Source organism: Cytophagales bacterium (genome assembly GCA_019456305.1).
GTDB lineage: Bacteria > Bacteroidota > Bacteroidia > Cytophagales > VRUD01 > VRUD01.
The window spans coordinates 1-15,847 of record VRUD01000015.1 but is presented as its reverse complement, the minus strand read 5'-3'; the positions used below and the strand labels follow the sequence as shown (position 1 = coordinate 15,847).

Below are 15,847 nucleotides of genomic sequence, written 5' to 3'. Positions count from 1 at the left end.
TTGAAAATGAAAAAGACAATCATCCAATTTTTGATTTTTTTGAGTTATTTGAGCTTTTCAATTTATTGTAATGCTCAATCCTATACCTTCAGTAAAACAAGCGGAGCTTATTCAGACCTGACCGGTTCAACTTCACTGAATGATACTGTTATTTGGGATAACCCAGTATATAATATCCCGATTGGATTTAATTTTGATTACTTTGACCAGCTATTTAATTCATTGAATGTGGGGGATGGATGGATAATGTTTGATTCTTTAAACAACTTCATCATTGATGTCTTTTCTGCCAACCTTACTGATAGAAATATTATTGTTAGCCAAAATGTACCTGAAATTTGTTTGGTAACTTTTGATAATGCTACAGTTAAAAATTTAATCGTTTGGGAGAAAACAATTACCGGTGCCGCATCATACATTATTTATAAGGAATCGGGCGTATCCGGTATTTATGACTCAGTTGGAAATGTACTTAATGATAGTTTGAGTATATTTATTGATATTACATCTAATCCTTTTATAAAATCTGACAGGTACAAAATCTCTACCATTTATCAATGCGGCAATGTATCTGCAAAAAGCATTGCGCATAAAACCATTCATTTAGTATTAAATTATGGCATCCCTCCTCCAAGTGTAAATTTGATATGGGATAATTACGAAGGATTTTCATATAATTATGTTAGAATTTGGAGGGGTGCTTCTCCTTCAAATTTGATTTTGATTGACTCTATATCAAGTTTCGTTAGTACTTATACAGACCTTGCACCTCCTCCGAGTGATAGCTTATATTACCAGATTGAAGTTACTAATCCAACAGGTTGTACAGCAGCCCTTTCTAAAGTATTATCTTATAATTCAGCTAAGTCAAATATAGCTTCTATTGATAATATAGCATTAAAAAGCTTAAATAATCCCTTTGATCAAATTATTGTTCAGAAATCAACAAGGCAAAATTCGGTAACTGAAATACAAAACACTTTATCTGCTTCACCCATCTCCTATCAATTATCAGGCACTCCCGGCAGCCAAATTTTAAAAATAGAATGGAAAAATGCAGGATTTTTTAATGAATACGATTCGGTTTGTACCGCAGATGATTCTGTCAATGTACAGTTATGGCTCTTTGAAGGCACCAATGATATTGAAATTCATATTGGAGCTAATTCAATTTCTTCTGTTTCATTTGGCGGCGCAACAGGGCCTGCTGTGGGTTTAAAAAATAATGTTTCTCCGGAATTTATTTATTTGAGTGGTGACCCCAATAATCCTGTCATAGTTAATTCTGCGAATTCAACTACAAATGGTAGCCCGGCAAATGGTACGATCTATAAGTTTACCAGGAATCCATCAGGTATAAGTGAAAATAGTAACCTCTATGATATTTCTGTTTTTCCTAATCCTGTAAGAGAATATTTGATAATAAATAAAGATAACGAGGAACTATTTTTTGCAATATTTGACTTATCAGGGAGGATGGTTTTAAAAAATCAATACTCTTATATTGATAAGAAAATTGATCTGTCATTTTTAGATGAAGGATTTTATTATCTTCGAATAAATAATGGTAATACAATTACATATACAAAAATAATTAAACAATAAACATCATAGTAAATCAGATTAACTTATAAAATATTTCAATCATGGAAAACCCCAAAATAGCTCAACAAAGCCCCTATGTTATGGACATGGAACCGGGAAGTTATGCCTGGTGCCAGTGCGGCAGAAGCAATAACCAACCCTTTTGCGATGGTTCCCATTCAGAGACCGATATCAGGCCGATTAGGGTAGAAATTACAGAAGCTAAGAAAGTTGCCTGGTGTGGTTGCAAGCATTCAGGGAATAAGCCTTATTGTGACGGTAGTCATAAAGACTTATAATTTTTTATTTTCAAAAAATCTTCTTCAGGGCTTGATCGGTAATCTCATGCCCTCCTTTAAATCTGATGATTTCAGCAGTAATATTGTTTTTCTTTAATTCCGAGAGATAGATGTCGAGTGTTTCTTTCTTAAAGAACTCATCCTGGTCACCATAGACAAGGTGAATTTTTGCTTTTTGTAAAATGTCTCTGTTTATTTTAAAATCAAGGTCTGGAGGGAATATACCTGCCCAGAGGATAAACTTGTCAAACCTTATCTTTCTATCTGCAATCCAGCGGCAAACGGTGGCAGCTCCCTGAGAGAATCCCAGAATATTTATAGTTATCTTTTCTGTGTTGATATCCTGAAGCAATTCAAAATAGAGTTGATTGAGGTAATTGACATAATCTTTGATGTCGTTCAGCCGGTCTTCGCTTGTCATCCATGTTGCTCCAACTCTCCCCAACATGCCACTTTTATAAAACCTGTGTAGTCCTTCAGGAGCAATTACATAATTCTTTTCGTTATCCAACACCTGGAAGTTTTGAATAAAATAATTTGCCAGTTGTCCGTAGCCATGACATACAAACCAGATGTTTTCTGTTTTGTCAGTAAGCTTTCCAAGGGTAAAATACCTTGCTGTTTTTTTAACGGAAATATAATTGTCTCCCATTTTCACAAGGTGAAATGAAATGGCAAAAGCATTTTTACAGATTCTGAAATGTATATCTTGCCTTTCTCACCACCTATAATGATCTTGATCGAAGTACCTTGTTTGATCTCATATTCTAACAACACTTGCCTGCAGGCTCCGCAAGGAGCAGCAGGTAAAAATTGAGCAGATTCTGATTTCCCCCCGGGAGAGGGGTGTTTCTTTGCAGCAACAGCAACCATCTTAATCACTTTATCAGGATAATTAGCGCTGGCAGCAAAGATCGCAACCCTTTCCGCACAAAGCCCGGAGGGATAGGCAGCATTTTCCTGGTTCGTTCCTGTTACGATCGTATCATCATCCAATAAGATTGCTGCACCAACATTCAACTTTGAGTAAGGCGCATAAGCTCTATCGGTAGCTTTCCTGGCTTCCTGTAAAAGGTCATATTCCTGCTTTCCCAGGTCAGATCCATTTTCAAAAACTCTTAATTCTGTTTTAAATTCTAATTTTGTTGCCATGTTTATCATTGATTGGATACGAATATTTTGTTGCTAATAATGTTAATAAAAAAATGCTAATATACGAATGAATGCTAATGTATTTATTTAATTTTGTCCCTTAATAAATTCAACTATTAAAATATCCGAATACAATTCGGATTTACTAATGAAAAATATTCTTATACTCGGAGCAGGTCGATCTGCTTCTACGTTGATACAATACCTGCTAAACAAATCAATGGAATTTGATTGGCGGATTACTGTAGCCAGCAGAACAATAGAAAAAGCGAAGAGAAAACTTCAGAAGTGCGGCACGGCTATCACTTTTGATGTATTAAATGAAGTGCAAAGAAAAAATGAAATTCAAAATGCTGATATTGTTATTTCCATGCTTCCTGTAAGATTTCATCATCTTGTAGCATCTGATTGTGTTGAATTTAGAAAAAATATGATTACAGCTTCGTATGTAACCACAGAGATAAGGGAACTTGATGCTGTTGCTAAAAAAAATGGTAATATCATACTAATGGAAATGGGGGTTGACCCTGGAATTGATCATATGTCTGCCAAAAAGGTAATTGATAAGATCAAAGAAGACGGTGGTGTATTAACACTTTTTAAATCTTTTACGGGTGGACTTATTGCCCCTGAATTTGATAATAATCCGTGGCATTATAAATTTACATGGAACCCGAGAAATGTTGTGCTGGCAGGTCAGCAAACTGTTAAATATAAAAAAAATGGTATGTATAAATATGTTCCTACCCACAGGATATTTTCACGCATTGAAAAGGTCTCTGTGTTGAATTATGGAGATTTCGAAGCTTATCCAAACCGTGATTCTCTCAGATACAGAGATAAGTATGATTTAGAGGATATTCAAACTATATTCAGGGGTACGTTACGGAGACCTGGCTTTTGTAATGCATGGAAATTACTGGTGCAGATTGGACTGACAGATGACAGCATTACGTTGGAAAATTCTGAGCAAATGACTTACAGAGACCTTCTTAATACCTTTTTAGCCTATGCAACCGATATTTCAGTAGAAAAAAAGTTGTGCAAATATTTACGTATTGATGAGGGATCTGAAGAAATGAAGAAACTAATATGGTTAGGGTTGTTTGACAAAAAGAAAATAGGGTTATCCAATGTTTCTCCGGCAAGGATTTTACAACATTTATTAGAACAAAAATGGCAAATGGATCAACAGGATAAAGATATGATCGTAATGCAGCACCAGTTTGAATATGAGCTTAATGGAAACAAAAAAACACTTATATCTTCCATGGTAACGATTGGTGACGATACTGTTCAAACAGCAATGGCAAAAACAGTTGGTTTGCCGCTTGGTATTGCTGCCAAATTGATCTTAACAGGAAAAATCGCCTTAACAGGAGTTCAGATTCCTACCGTAAAAGAAATTTATGAGCCGGTGTTAGATGAATTAGAAGGTATGGGGATTAATTTTGTTGAAGAGGAGATGGCGCAGAGTTTGGAGGTTTAGTAATGTTTTTATAGTTAATAATTACAGGAGTTTTTAAGCACCAACTTTTGTCTATTAGACCAAATTTTTTGATATATTATTTTTATTTTTTAATTTTATCCGGAATTTATGTGCGGAGTTTTTTAATTCATTGGTTACGGGTTAACGATCAAGGATAATCTTCCTGGTAATAATCCTGGTAGCAGTCTGTATTTTTATAAAGTAAAGCCCGTTTGCTTCTGATGAAAGATCAATTTCAAACTTATTATAGAAGGTGGGGTTTTCGTTTTCTATCTTAGTGATCACCTCTCCTAATAGATTAAGTACAGTAATAACCAGATTTTTGGGATACTTCCCAAATTGTAAAATAAACTTCCCGGTAGTGGGGTTAGGATAAAGCCTGATATTATACCCGGTAGTTGTTGATTGACTTATACCCGTAATGTTGTCAACGATAACAGTATCCAGAAGTATACATCCATTATTATCAATCACTGTAACAGTATAAATCCCGGCTGTTAATCCTGTCGCAATAGAGTCGGTGCCTCCAAAAGGTGCCCATGAGTAAGTATAAGAAGGTGTACCGCCACTTACAAAAATTGTTGCAGTACCAACACCACTGCTATTGGTATCGTCTGTGAATGAAATTGGGGGTGCAGTGATAGCTGTTGGTTCGGTAATAGTTAAGGTACTACCGGGTTGTGTACAATTATTTGCATCCTGAACCATTACATTATATGTTCCTGTAGTCAAGCTTGTAAAATTACCGGTAGTATTTGTGAAGGTAGCTCCGCTATCTATGGAATAATTTAATGTAGCAGTTCCACCGGATGCTGTTATTGTAATGGTTCCATCGTTAGAGCCAAAACAGCTAAGATCGGTAGAAACTTCCGGCCCAATGCTGATGGCTACTGGTTGGGTAATCGTAACGTTAACGGTGGCTATACAATTGCTGTCATCAGTTACTGTTACCGTAAAGATACCTGCACAAAGATTAGATGCCGTAGAATCTGTGCCGCCTGCCGGTGACCAGGAATAAGTATAAGGAGAAGTACCCCCTGAAACATTAGCTGTTGCATCACCATCACATAATCCGTTGCAGCTTATATCTGTTTTAGTTGTAATCAAACTTGGCGCACCTACATTATTTACGGTCACATTTATACTGTCAACACATCCGTTTGCATCAGTAACTATTACAGTATAAATACCCGCAGCTAAGCCCGTAGCAGTGTCGTTTGTGCCACCGGTTGGTGACCAGGAATAAGTATAACCCGGAGTACCACCGCTAACAACTACATTAGCAGTTCCATCCGAATTTCCACAAGTTGCATTTGTAGAAAAAGTGATCAGATTAATCGGCATTACCTCCCAGATCTGAATATCATCTAAAGCAGCTTCTACCAGGCTGCCACCGTTAAATGGCAAATTGGTATTATTAGCGCTATCAGAAGCGATGAATCTGATTTGTGTAGTTGATGTAGGAGTAATATAATCATTCACCCTAAAAGCAAACCGCCTCCAGCTTCCATCAGATACTTTAGTCCCCTCTACGTTAAACCAATTAACCCCATCGTTTGATATCCTTACTTCCCACCAGTCATTAGCCGGATTGGCACCTCCTGGCGGGTCGTTGATGTACCAGCGGTAATAGGTCACAACAGGGTCATTATAAGAAGAAAGATCCAGCACAGGCGTCTCTAATGTGGTATGTCCGCCATCAATATCATTAGTACCTATGCCTGATGTTGGGGAAGGGGCATTACCGGTTACAGCACAATTTTGACCACCAGGGGTATGCTGCGCATCGGTTTGGACTAGGCTGCCGGAAGACGATGTTGATCCTACAGGTATATCAATGATCCACAGTCCTGTTGTTGCATTATCACCCGCAACTCCTGTTGTCCATACGCCCATTGTAGCAAAATCAAAATCTTCGGTGGCAACCACGTTATATCCAACCAGGATAAAAAACGGGATATTAGGATCAGGGTTCGCTGCCTTACCCGGTATGATCGTTGCGACATTTCCACAGATACCTTCAATGGCCAAATAATAAGCTATGATCGTTCCACATGGCTGCGCAGGAATATCAACCGTATAATTATTGCCGCCAGTATTTGTCATAGATAATGAATTCCATGCAGTATCATTGTCAATTTTATAAAATACTTTTGCCGCATTGAATGCCCAGGGATTACCAAAGGTTATTACAGCATCAATAGTGACTGGATTGCCTGCAGTGGAGCTTAGTACTTCATTATGAGTTAGTATGACATTACTTAATAAGCTAATTCCATGCAAGGCAAATGCACCACCTATTGCAGTACAGTTTGGAGTTCCGTTGGTAATATCATTGTCTCCGCCATTGGCAGGCACATCATCTGCCTGCAGTGCATCGATCAAAACATCATAAAATGCCTGTCCTTCCTGGCCGTTAGCGGCTGTGGCAGCAAACCCATTATAGGTTTCCGAAAAAAGGGCCATCATCTGGTTCATGTCGCCTAAATTCAGGTAGGTGTCCCACCACGCGCCTGCAATGATTTCACCATCAGCATGCACTTCACCTACAATATCCTGGGGATAAACTTTCGGGTTAATATCATACCTCCTGATTCCATCAGTATTAGCAGTATAAAAACCACTCCCTAATATCGGACTTAGTGTAATGCTCATACCCCAGATATCGGCATTTCCTTCACCCATTGCTCCATTATTAAACGATTGGCCAAAGGATGAATAATAATAACTGTTTATGCCATGGCCATATTCGTGATAAACAACATCACCTACCTGCCCTATGGAATTACAGCCGCCTCCGGCAGCATAAAAATTTATAGAAGTTCCGCTATAGAAAGCATTACAACTACTCGAAGTTAAATCAACATTTGTCTCCATTTGCCAGTCTAAACCGGTAAAAGCCGGGAAATATGATTTCATTTGGTCATGGATAATATTCACATGATAATAGGCAGTTCTTTCGGTGATGTTTGCATCGGTATCAAAAGAAAGGTTGTTAACCCCCGGGTTTAAAGTTGTTGTGAAGGAGGGGACGACATTGCTTGTTTGAACTTTACACCAGCTTCCTTCAAGGCTGAGCGCAGCAGAAGTCGGAGAAGTAAAAGGCATGCCAACGTAACCTGCCGTATCCGTGTAATAATTTGTTGCACCTGCAACGATCTTAAGATAAGTCAGCGGTTCCACAGTAGCGGGATTCTTAGGGTTTGTTGCGTAAAGATTACTTGTAAGATAAACATCCGTATTTGCAGTTTGCGCATAGCGCATAGCGCATGGCCCCGCCAGTTGGCGGGGCATAGCGTTCTGCTTTAAACTCTGCTCTTTATGTTCTGTGCTTTGCCCCGCCAACTGGCGGGGCTTTTCCGTCTTCACTTGATTTTCTCTATAAAGTACTTCTCCATTGTGTGCATCAACTAATGTATAAAATTTGGCAGGCAGCCCGTCATTATCTACAGCTTCAACATTTACTTCATAAATCAATTTGAAAATATTACTTTTACCCTGTGGTACAGGTAAGATAAATAGGTCTGGTTTTACCAGGCTGCTCTTGACAGTAGCTTGCAGATCCTGTTCAGCGCTTGCTTTGGCAGCGCTAGCGGTTATTGAAGGATTTATATTGATAGCGATATTGTCAAACACATCAGCGCCCCAAAGTATTACCTTATTATCTAAGGTCATCTTTATTGTAAGGCGGCTGTTTAATATCTGTAGTCCTTGGTGATATTGTGTAAAATTGATATATTGGAAATGATCACTGGCAAATGCATTTACTAATTGCAGTTCATTCAAAGGGATATTAAAATCAGTAAGTTCGTTATTGATAAAATTCAGCGCTTTGTCAGAAGCATCTGAGCCTGAAACCTGGATTGGCGACCCAAAAGCACGGTGCGGCTTTGCATTTTGTTCGTTGAAAATTACCTGCCACGGGCCATTTTTTTGCAGAAAGTTCTGCCATGCTACTGAATTTCTCAATGTTTTTTGATAAGAAGCATCTGGCTGCCATTTGATTTCATTGATGTACCTTACTTCTGATGATTTATCGTTATCCTGAAAAATCAGGGATGAACCATAAACATGGAACGCTGTAACGAACAGAGTTGCGGATGTTAAAATTTTTGTTTTCATAGTTATAAAATTTGATTCATAATAATTTTTATTCCCTGGTAAAGTTCAAATTCTTCATCAAAACTGTAGGATTCTATTTCTTTTTTCTTTTGATGGTATATTGATATCGATTCAGCAGCAGGGTCAACAACTACAATGCTTTCTACGCCTATTGAAAGGTAATCCTTGATTTTATTGTTCATTTTCTCAGTTGTATCATCTTTAGACAGGATCTCAATGATGAGATCAGGAGCTATTTGAAGTATCCCTTCGGGTTCCTGTGGCGAAGTTTTTTTACTAATATATACCACATCAGCAGCTCTGAGTCTAAAAGGTTTTTTACGAATAACAATGCCAATTTCCCCAACCGCAACATATCCTTTATTCTCCAGACGATCTTTTAAGACCTGGGCAATGTTAAATTCAAATTTTCCATGTATAAATCCTGTTGGTGAAATATCTACTCTTTTTCCATTAATGATCTCATAATTTTCGTCTGGTAAACAACTCAAATCCTCAAAGGTATAAATTTTTTGGTATGTTAAAGTTTCTTCCATGTAGATTTGGGAGTAATTAAAAGTATCAAAATTAATAAAGTTTATTCAAAAAAATACAAGTTATGAATATTTAATTTAATTAACAAACATTATAAAAATGTAATATATTTGGCTGTAGAAAATAAAAACATAAAAAATGTTTCAATCTTGCAAATTTTTCAAGATAACGACAACAAACCTGTGCCTATATGGTAGTTGTAAGTAATGGCGGGCAGAAAGTTTTGTAGTAAAATAAAAACCAGACGGACAATTCAGTACGACTGGAAAAGTAGGTAACAGCCTGAAAAGTAAGTAAGGTTACAAGGACTTTAATAAAACGGTTGACCAGCACCCTGAAAGTTCAGTAGCGATTGACAAGACCGTAACTCCCTGAAAGGCAGAACAGGACTACGGTAGGACTTCTTCGCTTCGTAGACAACGATGTGGATACTTCCCGATTTAGTTTTTTTGCCCCCGCGCCTTACGGAATAGCCTCCACACGCAAGCACATGCCGCACATAAGCACACTGCTGCAATAATATTCCTCAAATCATTCAATTAATGTTTTCTCAGAAACATTTGAGATTCAATTCTTATGTGCTGCGAGAGCTTGCTTTGCCAATCATTAACAATTTTACTTTTTCTCAACAACTTTTTAGAATTATCGGACCAATGTAATATCTCCTTTCGTAGTAAATTTTTCACCCGTATCAGTACAGGTTACTTCCAAATAATAAACAAATACTGCAGGGCTCATCATTTCTCCTTTATAAGTTCCATCCCATCCATAACTTTTATTTTCTGTTATAAAAACTCGTTCGCCCCATCGATTATAGATCATAAATATAACTACGTTGAAGCCCTTTCCTATAACTTGTAAAACATCGTTTTGACCATCATGGTTTGGTGAAAAAATATCAGGAACAAAGATTTTCTCACTGCAGGGAATAACCTGCTTGGGAGTAACAGTTATTGTAACATCATCATTACCAATGCATCCGTTAGCGTCAATAATTGTCAGATAATAGGTAGTGGTTTGACCCGGACATCCAAGAGGATTCTGACAATCTGTACAACTAAGGCCTATTGGGGGAGTCCAAATATAAATTACACCTGCAGAAGCACTTAATGCAACACATGAATCAGCATTAATAGTAATATTTGTTCCCGCATCAACTTGCGGCAGTGAATTTACGTTTAGCTGAGTGATCAAAACACTATCGCATTCACCCGAAACATTTAATGTGTCAAAATAGGTTCCTGATGTAGTTTGGTAGCTGCCACCAGCAAATGTACTGTCTCCGGTGCAAATTTCAATATTTACAATGTTTAGCGACGATGTTTGAACGGCCACCATAATAGAATCTGTTGCAAAACAGGACCCGTTGAAAACAGTTACCTTATAGTTTGTTGTATCAGTTGGATTAACTGTTATAGAAGCTGTTGTATCCCCGGTATTCCAAAGATAAGCAGTGCCTCCACTTGCCGTTAAGGTCGTGTTGTCTCCTTCACAGATGCCGGTATCTCCTGAAATGCTAATTATGGGATCCGAATAGACATTAATAGTAATAGAATCCATTGCGGAGCAGATATCAGTTGAAACTGTAACAAAATAAGTAGTAGTAGTGTCTGGACTTGCTAAAGGATTAGAAACCGTTGAATCACTTAATCCTGTTGAAGGGTTCCAGTTGTAATTAATACCTCCACTTGCGTTAAGCTGGACACTATCTCCTAAACAAATACTGGTGTCGGGGCTGGCTGCTGCAACTAACGGCGATGCACCGGCACAATTCGGATCGGGAACGTATTTCCATAAGTCATTGTAGAAATTAGGGGAACCATACCCACCAAATAACCATAGATTCCCAGAATTATCCATCCAGCTTACTGTTCCACTTCTGGCTCCAGGTTTATTGGAAGGACTTGAAGCCCCTTGAGTACCATAAACGCCAGGTTGATTGTATATGCTATCGCCACTTACCCACAACCATTCGTTGGTTAAATGATTATAATGCCATAGATCATTATAATTGATCCCAACAAATCTAAATCCACCAAAAAGCCAAAAATTCCCACAGGCATCTGTCCAACAAGCTCGGGTTTCATTTCTTACTCTCGGAATATTGGAGACTGATGCAACGCATTTTGCACCATAAATACCCGACCCGCTAACAAAATTATTTCCATTTATCCATGTCCATACATTTGAAGTAAGATCATACTTCCAAAGATCGTTGAGGCCACCTATAGCTCCAAATTCATCATATCCACCCCCTCCAAAAAGCCAAAAATTGCCGGAAAGATCTTTCCAATGTGCAAAAACCATTCTTGCACCAGGTTTATTAGCAGGAGAGGGAACACCTTGAATGCCATAAACACCCGGCTGATCAACAATACTATATCCGCTCATCCAAGCTCATTCATTAGTTAATGGATTATATTTCCATAGATCGCTAAAATAACCAGTACCAGAGACATATCCCCCAAAAAGCCATAGGTTACCTAAATCATCTACCCACGAAGCTGTAGTTTCACTTCGTGCAGGGGGGGTATTTGTTGTGGAGGGAATTCCCTGGGTACCGTAGTTGCCCGGCTGGGAAGCAAGTTGGGGTCCTTTCATCCAGGTCCATTCATTAGTTGAAGGATTGAATTTCCAAAGATCACCTAGGGAACCTAATGTTCCTACTGCATCATAACCGTACCCCCCAAATAACCAAAGATTACCTATTAAATCCACCCATGTTAAACATCCCCACCCTCTTGCCCCCGGCTTATTAGTTGAAGAAGGAATACCTTGAGTGCCATATATACCGGGTTGTGCAGAAATGTTATCCCCATCCATCCAGGTCCATTCATTGGTGGTAATATCGTATTTCCAAAGGTCATTTAATGGATCTGGTCCATTTATAACACCCCCAAAGAGCCAGAAATTGCCTGAGGGATCTGTCCATGCAGAAGGTCCGTAACGAGCACCAGGTTTATTAGAAGGGCTGGATACACCCTTGGTGCCATATACACCGGCTTGGTTAAGAGTGCTGTCTCCATGCATCCAAGTCCATTCTCCTAGTTGGGCTTTACAGAAATCTACAGGATCAATTATGCTAGTTAGGAATACTGAAATTGCCAGCTTAACAAATCGTTTATGCTTATCTGTATTCATCTTTTTTTCTTTTTTTCTCGTCTTTTACCCATTTCCCATTTTTATCCATATAAAACCCTTTTTCTCCCTTTCTTATCTTTGCTATTCCGTTATGAAACCAAAAGGCATCATCATATTCCACAGGGATTACTATATCCCCTTCTTGATTGATAAAGCCTACTGCCTAGAGGTATTTTCAGCAAATGTATACGTAAATTATTACCCCTTGGTTCAAAATATAACTGAATAGGAAAAAGATTAAATTCACATTGCCGCAGATTGCCATATAACCCCGACTGCAGAGCATTGCGACCCTATTGCACCACAACGAGACCCGATAGATTAAGTAAAAGGGTCATCAGAGTACCAGCCCATGCTTCGCTTGCATATACATTTGGCATTCGCTCAATGCCACCGCCCAGCCCAAAATGCCAAAAGCAAATGCAAGCCCTTCCGCAAAGAGAAATTCCGGTCGCTTCCCCTTCCCGCAAAAACTAAATCTACATTCCGCTCCGTAGAGAGTAATAAATTCAGGTAAAACAGACAGTAGAGTTAGCCCGCCACTACTTACAACATTGTATAAATTTAATAGGGCAGACGAGTACGCAGGGGCAGTTGTGCCCATTTCTTATCTTTGCAGTGGGGAGAAACATACGTTTTCAAAACTCCCTACTAACTTTATACTTACCGTTATGGGAAATAGCCAGCAAAAATTATCGTGTGTAGAGATTGATGAAAAATTCTTAACTTGCAGACCAAAAAAATACAAAAATGTTTGACAGAATAATAATAGACCCGAACCAAATGAACGGGGAACCCTGTATTCGAAACTTTAGGATACCGGTTGCGACAATTATTACTATGATTGCGCAAGGAATGACCACTGAAAAAATACTGAGTACTATCCCGACCTTGAAAAAGGGGACATTGCAGAAGCATTAAACTTTGCGGCTGAAACAGTACGGGAAAAAGAACTACCACTAACGAAAGCTGGATGAAGTTTCTAATAGACAATGCGCTTTCTCCTGTAGTTTCAGAATTAAAGAGTTTTAGCTCTCGGGATGATTGCATGATTGTTTGACAGCATGCATTTATGCTCTCAACTATTTTCATAGCCCTCATCCACCAATAAATTGTTCCCTTCAGCACTTTCAACAGCCAACCGGTCACAACGCTCGTTTTCAGCATATCCCGCATGCCCTTTTATCCAGTGAAATTTTACGTTGTGTTTCTGATAAACATCAAGAAATTGTCTCCAAAGGTCTTCATTTTTTTTCTTTTTAAATCCTTTTTTTAGCCAGTTCCAGACCCATTTTTTTTCAACTGCATCCGCTACATATTTTGAATCGGTATAAATAGTGACATCCTGATGTTCTTTTTTAATTGCCTCAAGCCCTGCGATCACAGCAAGCAATTCCATCCGATTATTGGTGGTTTTCCTGTAACCGGCTGTTAATTCTTTCCTGTGTTCTTTATGTTTTAACACAACGCCATATCCCCCCGGGCCCGGATTGCCTTTTGAAGCGCCATCTGTATATATTGTGATCATACTTTCTTTCTTTCTTTCTTTATTGTGATATTTTAAAATGACTGTCCGCTTTCTTACCTGCCCGCCACCCACTCGGCTTTAACATGGCAGGCGGGTACCAAAAACATTACTTGACCATGATTGCATGGATGCATGGTTGCATGACGTGTTATTGATAATTTGATTTCCATTTATATTACGGTTTCTATTTAATAATTTTTCATCCATAGTTTATTCTACCTTACAATCATGCATCCATGCAATCATGCATCCATGCATCCATGCATCCATGCATCCATGCATCCATCCATGCAATCAAGCACTGGTACTTGGAACAATTTGATAAAAAAACGGATACTCATTTATTTTTTCTTATAAGGTGTTCTATTAAAAAGTATTCCACAGCAAATCTATACCCCACCAAGCCTAAACCGCAAATAACTCCTTTACAATTTTTACTCAGCAGGCTTTTATGGCGGAATTCTTCGCGGGTAAATATATTTGAAATATGCAATTCTATAACCGGTGTGCTGAGGGCTGCTACTGCGTCTGTTAGGGCAACAGAGGTATGGGTATAACCGCCTGCGTTAAGAATAATACCATCGTATGTAAAACCGGATTCCTGTATTTTGTTAATAAGCTCACCTTCAACGTTTGACTGGAAATGTTGGAGTTCAATATCAGGAAATTCTTTTTTTAATTTTTGAAAATAATGCTCAAAAGATTCGGTTCCATATATGTCTTTTTCTCTTTTTCCTAAAAGATTCAGATTTGGTCCATTTATAATTAGTATTTTCATTTCAATTTTATTTGAAATTAAGAAGATACATTTTGAATTTAGTGTATTTTAGGCATTTTAAATTTTAGGCATTACAAATGGACTGGGACATACTTATCAAGCAATTTAAAACTTACCTCCAATTAGAACGCTCCCTGTCGCTTAATACGATTGACGCCTATATCCGGGACGTTGTAAAATTACAGCATTATCTGGAGATATCCAACCCTTCTACCGGCAAAGGAAAGATAAATATTTCTCCGGTCAGGGTCACTGCTGAACACATCAGGAATTTTCTTGTTTCGGTAAACAAATTGGGAATTACACCACATACACAGGCGAGGATATTATCAGGTATAAAGGCATTTTATAAATTCCTGCTCATTGAAGATATTATCAAAGATGACCCTACTGCATTGGTGGAAGCGCCAAAATTAGGCAGAAAACTGCCTGACACGTTAAGTTATCCTGAAATTGAAAAACTACTCAACGCCATTGACCTGTCTGCACCCACCGGGACGCGTAACCGGGCTATGCTGGAAACACTCTACAGCTCCGGTCTGCGGGTAACCGAATTGATTGAGCTGCGGCTAAGCAACATTTATTCTGATATTGGATTTCTTAAGATACTGGGCAAAGGCGAGAAAGAAAGGCTGGTGCCAATCGGCAGGGAAGCAACAAAATTTATAAATATGTACGTGAACGATATACGATGTCATATTGAGATCAAAAAGGGATTTGAAGATCATGTATTCTTAAACAACCGCGGTGCAAAGCTCACCAGGGTGATGGTTTTTATTGTCATAAAAGACCTGGCAAACAGGATAGGTGTAAGGAAAAATATTAGCCCGCATACCTTTCGTCATTCCTTTGCAACGCATTTGATAGAAGGCGGAGCTGACCTGCGTGCCGTGCAGCAGATGCTTGGTCACGAGTCCATTACTACTACTGAAATATATACCCACATGGACAGGGATTACCTAAGGCAGGTGATCAGGGATTTTCATCCGAGGAGTTGATTTTGCAGTGGTCAGTCTTTAGCCGCAATAGACAATAGACAATAGACAATAGACAATAGACAATAGACAATAGACAATAGACAATAGACAATAGACAATGACTATGACCATACAGCCATACATTCCTTCACCCATTTAATTATACCCTAAAAATCTAAATTAAAAAGAAAGAAAAGTGATGTAAATGTTATGATACTTCCTTAATTTAGTTGCCGTAAAAGT

13 protein-coding genes and 1 pseudogene are annotated in these 15,847 nt (G+C 38.4%); 5 read left to right on the top strand and 9 right to left on the bottom strand.

The features are described 5' to 3' along the window. The first annotated feature begins 6 nt into the window (after positions 1-6). A complete protein-coding gene (locus FVQ77_04830) occupies positions 7-1,605 on the top strand; it encodes a T9SS type A sorting domain-containing protein (protein MBW8049657.1) in 1,599 nt (532 codons plus the stop codon). A gap of 41 nt (positions 1,606-1,646) precedes the next feature. Further along, positions 1,647-1,883, top strand: coding sequence for a CDGSH iron-sulfur domain-containing protein (locus tag FVQ77_04825; GenBank protein MBW8049656.1), 237 nt, complete (start codon positions 1,647-1,649; stop codon positions 1,881-1,883). Positions 1,884-1,893: 10 nt separating this feature from the next. On the opposite strand, the gene FVQ77_04820 is transcribed toward FVQ77_04825, so the two are convergent. Continuing rightward, positions 1,894-2,535, bottom strand: a complete 642-nt coding sequence (locus FVQ77_04820) for a phospholipase (GenBank protein MBW8049655.1) — start codon at positions 2,533-2,535, stop codon at positions 1,894-1,896. 2 nt (positions 2,536-2,537) lie between these two features. Further along, positions 2,538-3,035 carry a cytidine deaminase gene (locus tag FVQ77_04815; GenBank protein ID MBW8049654.1) on the bottom strand — a complete coding sequence of 166 codons (498 nt, stop codon included), beginning with the start codon at positions 3,033-3,035 and terminating at the stop codon, positions 2,538-2,540. A 148-nt stretch (positions 3,036-3,183) separates the two neighbouring features. Here FVQ77_04815 and FVQ77_04810 point away from each other — a divergent pair, with 148 nt between their 5' ends. Beyond that, positions 3,184-4,524, top strand: a complete 1,341-nt coding sequence (locus FVQ77_04810) for a saccharopine dehydrogenase (GenBank protein ID MBW8049653.1) — start codon at positions 3,184-3,186, stop codon at positions 4,522-4,524. Positions 4,525-4,665: 141 nt separating this feature from the next. On the opposite strand, the gene FVQ77_04805 is transcribed toward FVQ77_04810, so the two are convergent. The 5 genes from FVQ77_04805 to FVQ77_04785 all read right to left on the bottom strand — a co-directional run bounded on the left by FVQ77_04805 (position 4,666) and on the right by FVQ77_04785 (position 12,472). Further along, positions 4,666-8,646, bottom strand: a complete 3,981-nt coding sequence (locus tag FVQ77_04805; protein MBW8049652.1) for a T9SS type A sorting domain-containing protein — start codon at positions 8,644-8,646, stop codon at positions 4,666-4,668. Positions 8,647-8,648: 2 nt separating this feature from the next. Then, entirely contained in the window at positions 8,649-9,182 is a 534-nt protein-coding gene (locus FVQ77_04800; protein ID MBW8049651.1) for a Uma2 family endonuclease, read from the bottom strand. Between the two features lie 640 nt (positions 9,183-9,822). Beyond that, positions 9,823-11,571, bottom strand: a complete 1,749-nt coding sequence (locus FVQ77_04795; protein ID MBW8049650.1) for a T9SS type B sorting domain-containing protein — start codon at positions 11,569-11,571, stop codon at positions 9,823-9,825. 6 nt (positions 11,572-11,577) lie between these two features. Beyond that, positions 11,578-12,321: a hypothetical protein gene (locus FVQ77_04790; protein MBW8049649.1), complete on the bottom strand. Its 744-nt coding sequence runs from the start codon at positions 12,319-12,321 to the stop codon at positions 11,578-11,580. Then, entirely contained in the window at positions 12,308-12,472 is a 165-nt protein-coding gene (locus FVQ77_04785) for a WG repeat-containing protein (GenBank protein MBW8049648.1), read from the bottom strand. The genes FVQ77_04790 and FVQ77_04785 overlap by 14 nt, the downstream gene beginning before the upstream one ends. A gap of 599 nt (positions 12,473-13,071) precedes the next feature. Here FVQ77_04785 and FVQ77_04780 point away from each other — a divergent pair. Beyond that, positions 13,072-13,298 (top strand): annotated as a pseudogene (locus FVQ77_04780) (DUF433 domain-containing protein). A 101-nt stretch (positions 13,299-13,399) separates the two neighbouring features. On the opposite strand, the gene rnhA reads toward FVQ77_04780, so the two are convergent. Beyond that, a complete protein-coding gene (gene rnhA / locus FVQ77_04775) occupies positions 13,400-13,849 on the bottom strand; it encodes a ribonuclease HI (GenBank protein MBW8049647.1) in 450 nt (149 codons plus the stop codon). 337 nt (positions 13,850-14,186) lie between these two features. Continuing rightward, positions 14,187-14,627 carry a type II 3-dehydroquinate dehydratase gene (gene aroQ, locus FVQ77_04770; protein ID MBW8049646.1) on the bottom strand — a complete coding sequence of 147 codons (441 nt, stop codon included), beginning with the start codon at positions 14,625-14,627 and terminating at the stop codon, positions 14,187-14,189. Between the two features lie 77 nt (positions 14,628-14,704). Here aroQ and xerD point away from each other — a divergent pair, with 77 nt between their 5' ends. Beyond that, the gene (gene xerD / locus FVQ77_04765) at positions 14,705-15,625 is read left to right on the top strand and encodes a site-specific tyrosine recombinase XerD (protein MBW8049645.1); all 921 of its coding nucleotides are present in this window, start codon (positions 14,705-14,707) and stop codon (positions 15,623-15,625) included. The last annotated feature ends 222 nt before the right edge of the window (positions 15,626-15,847 follow it).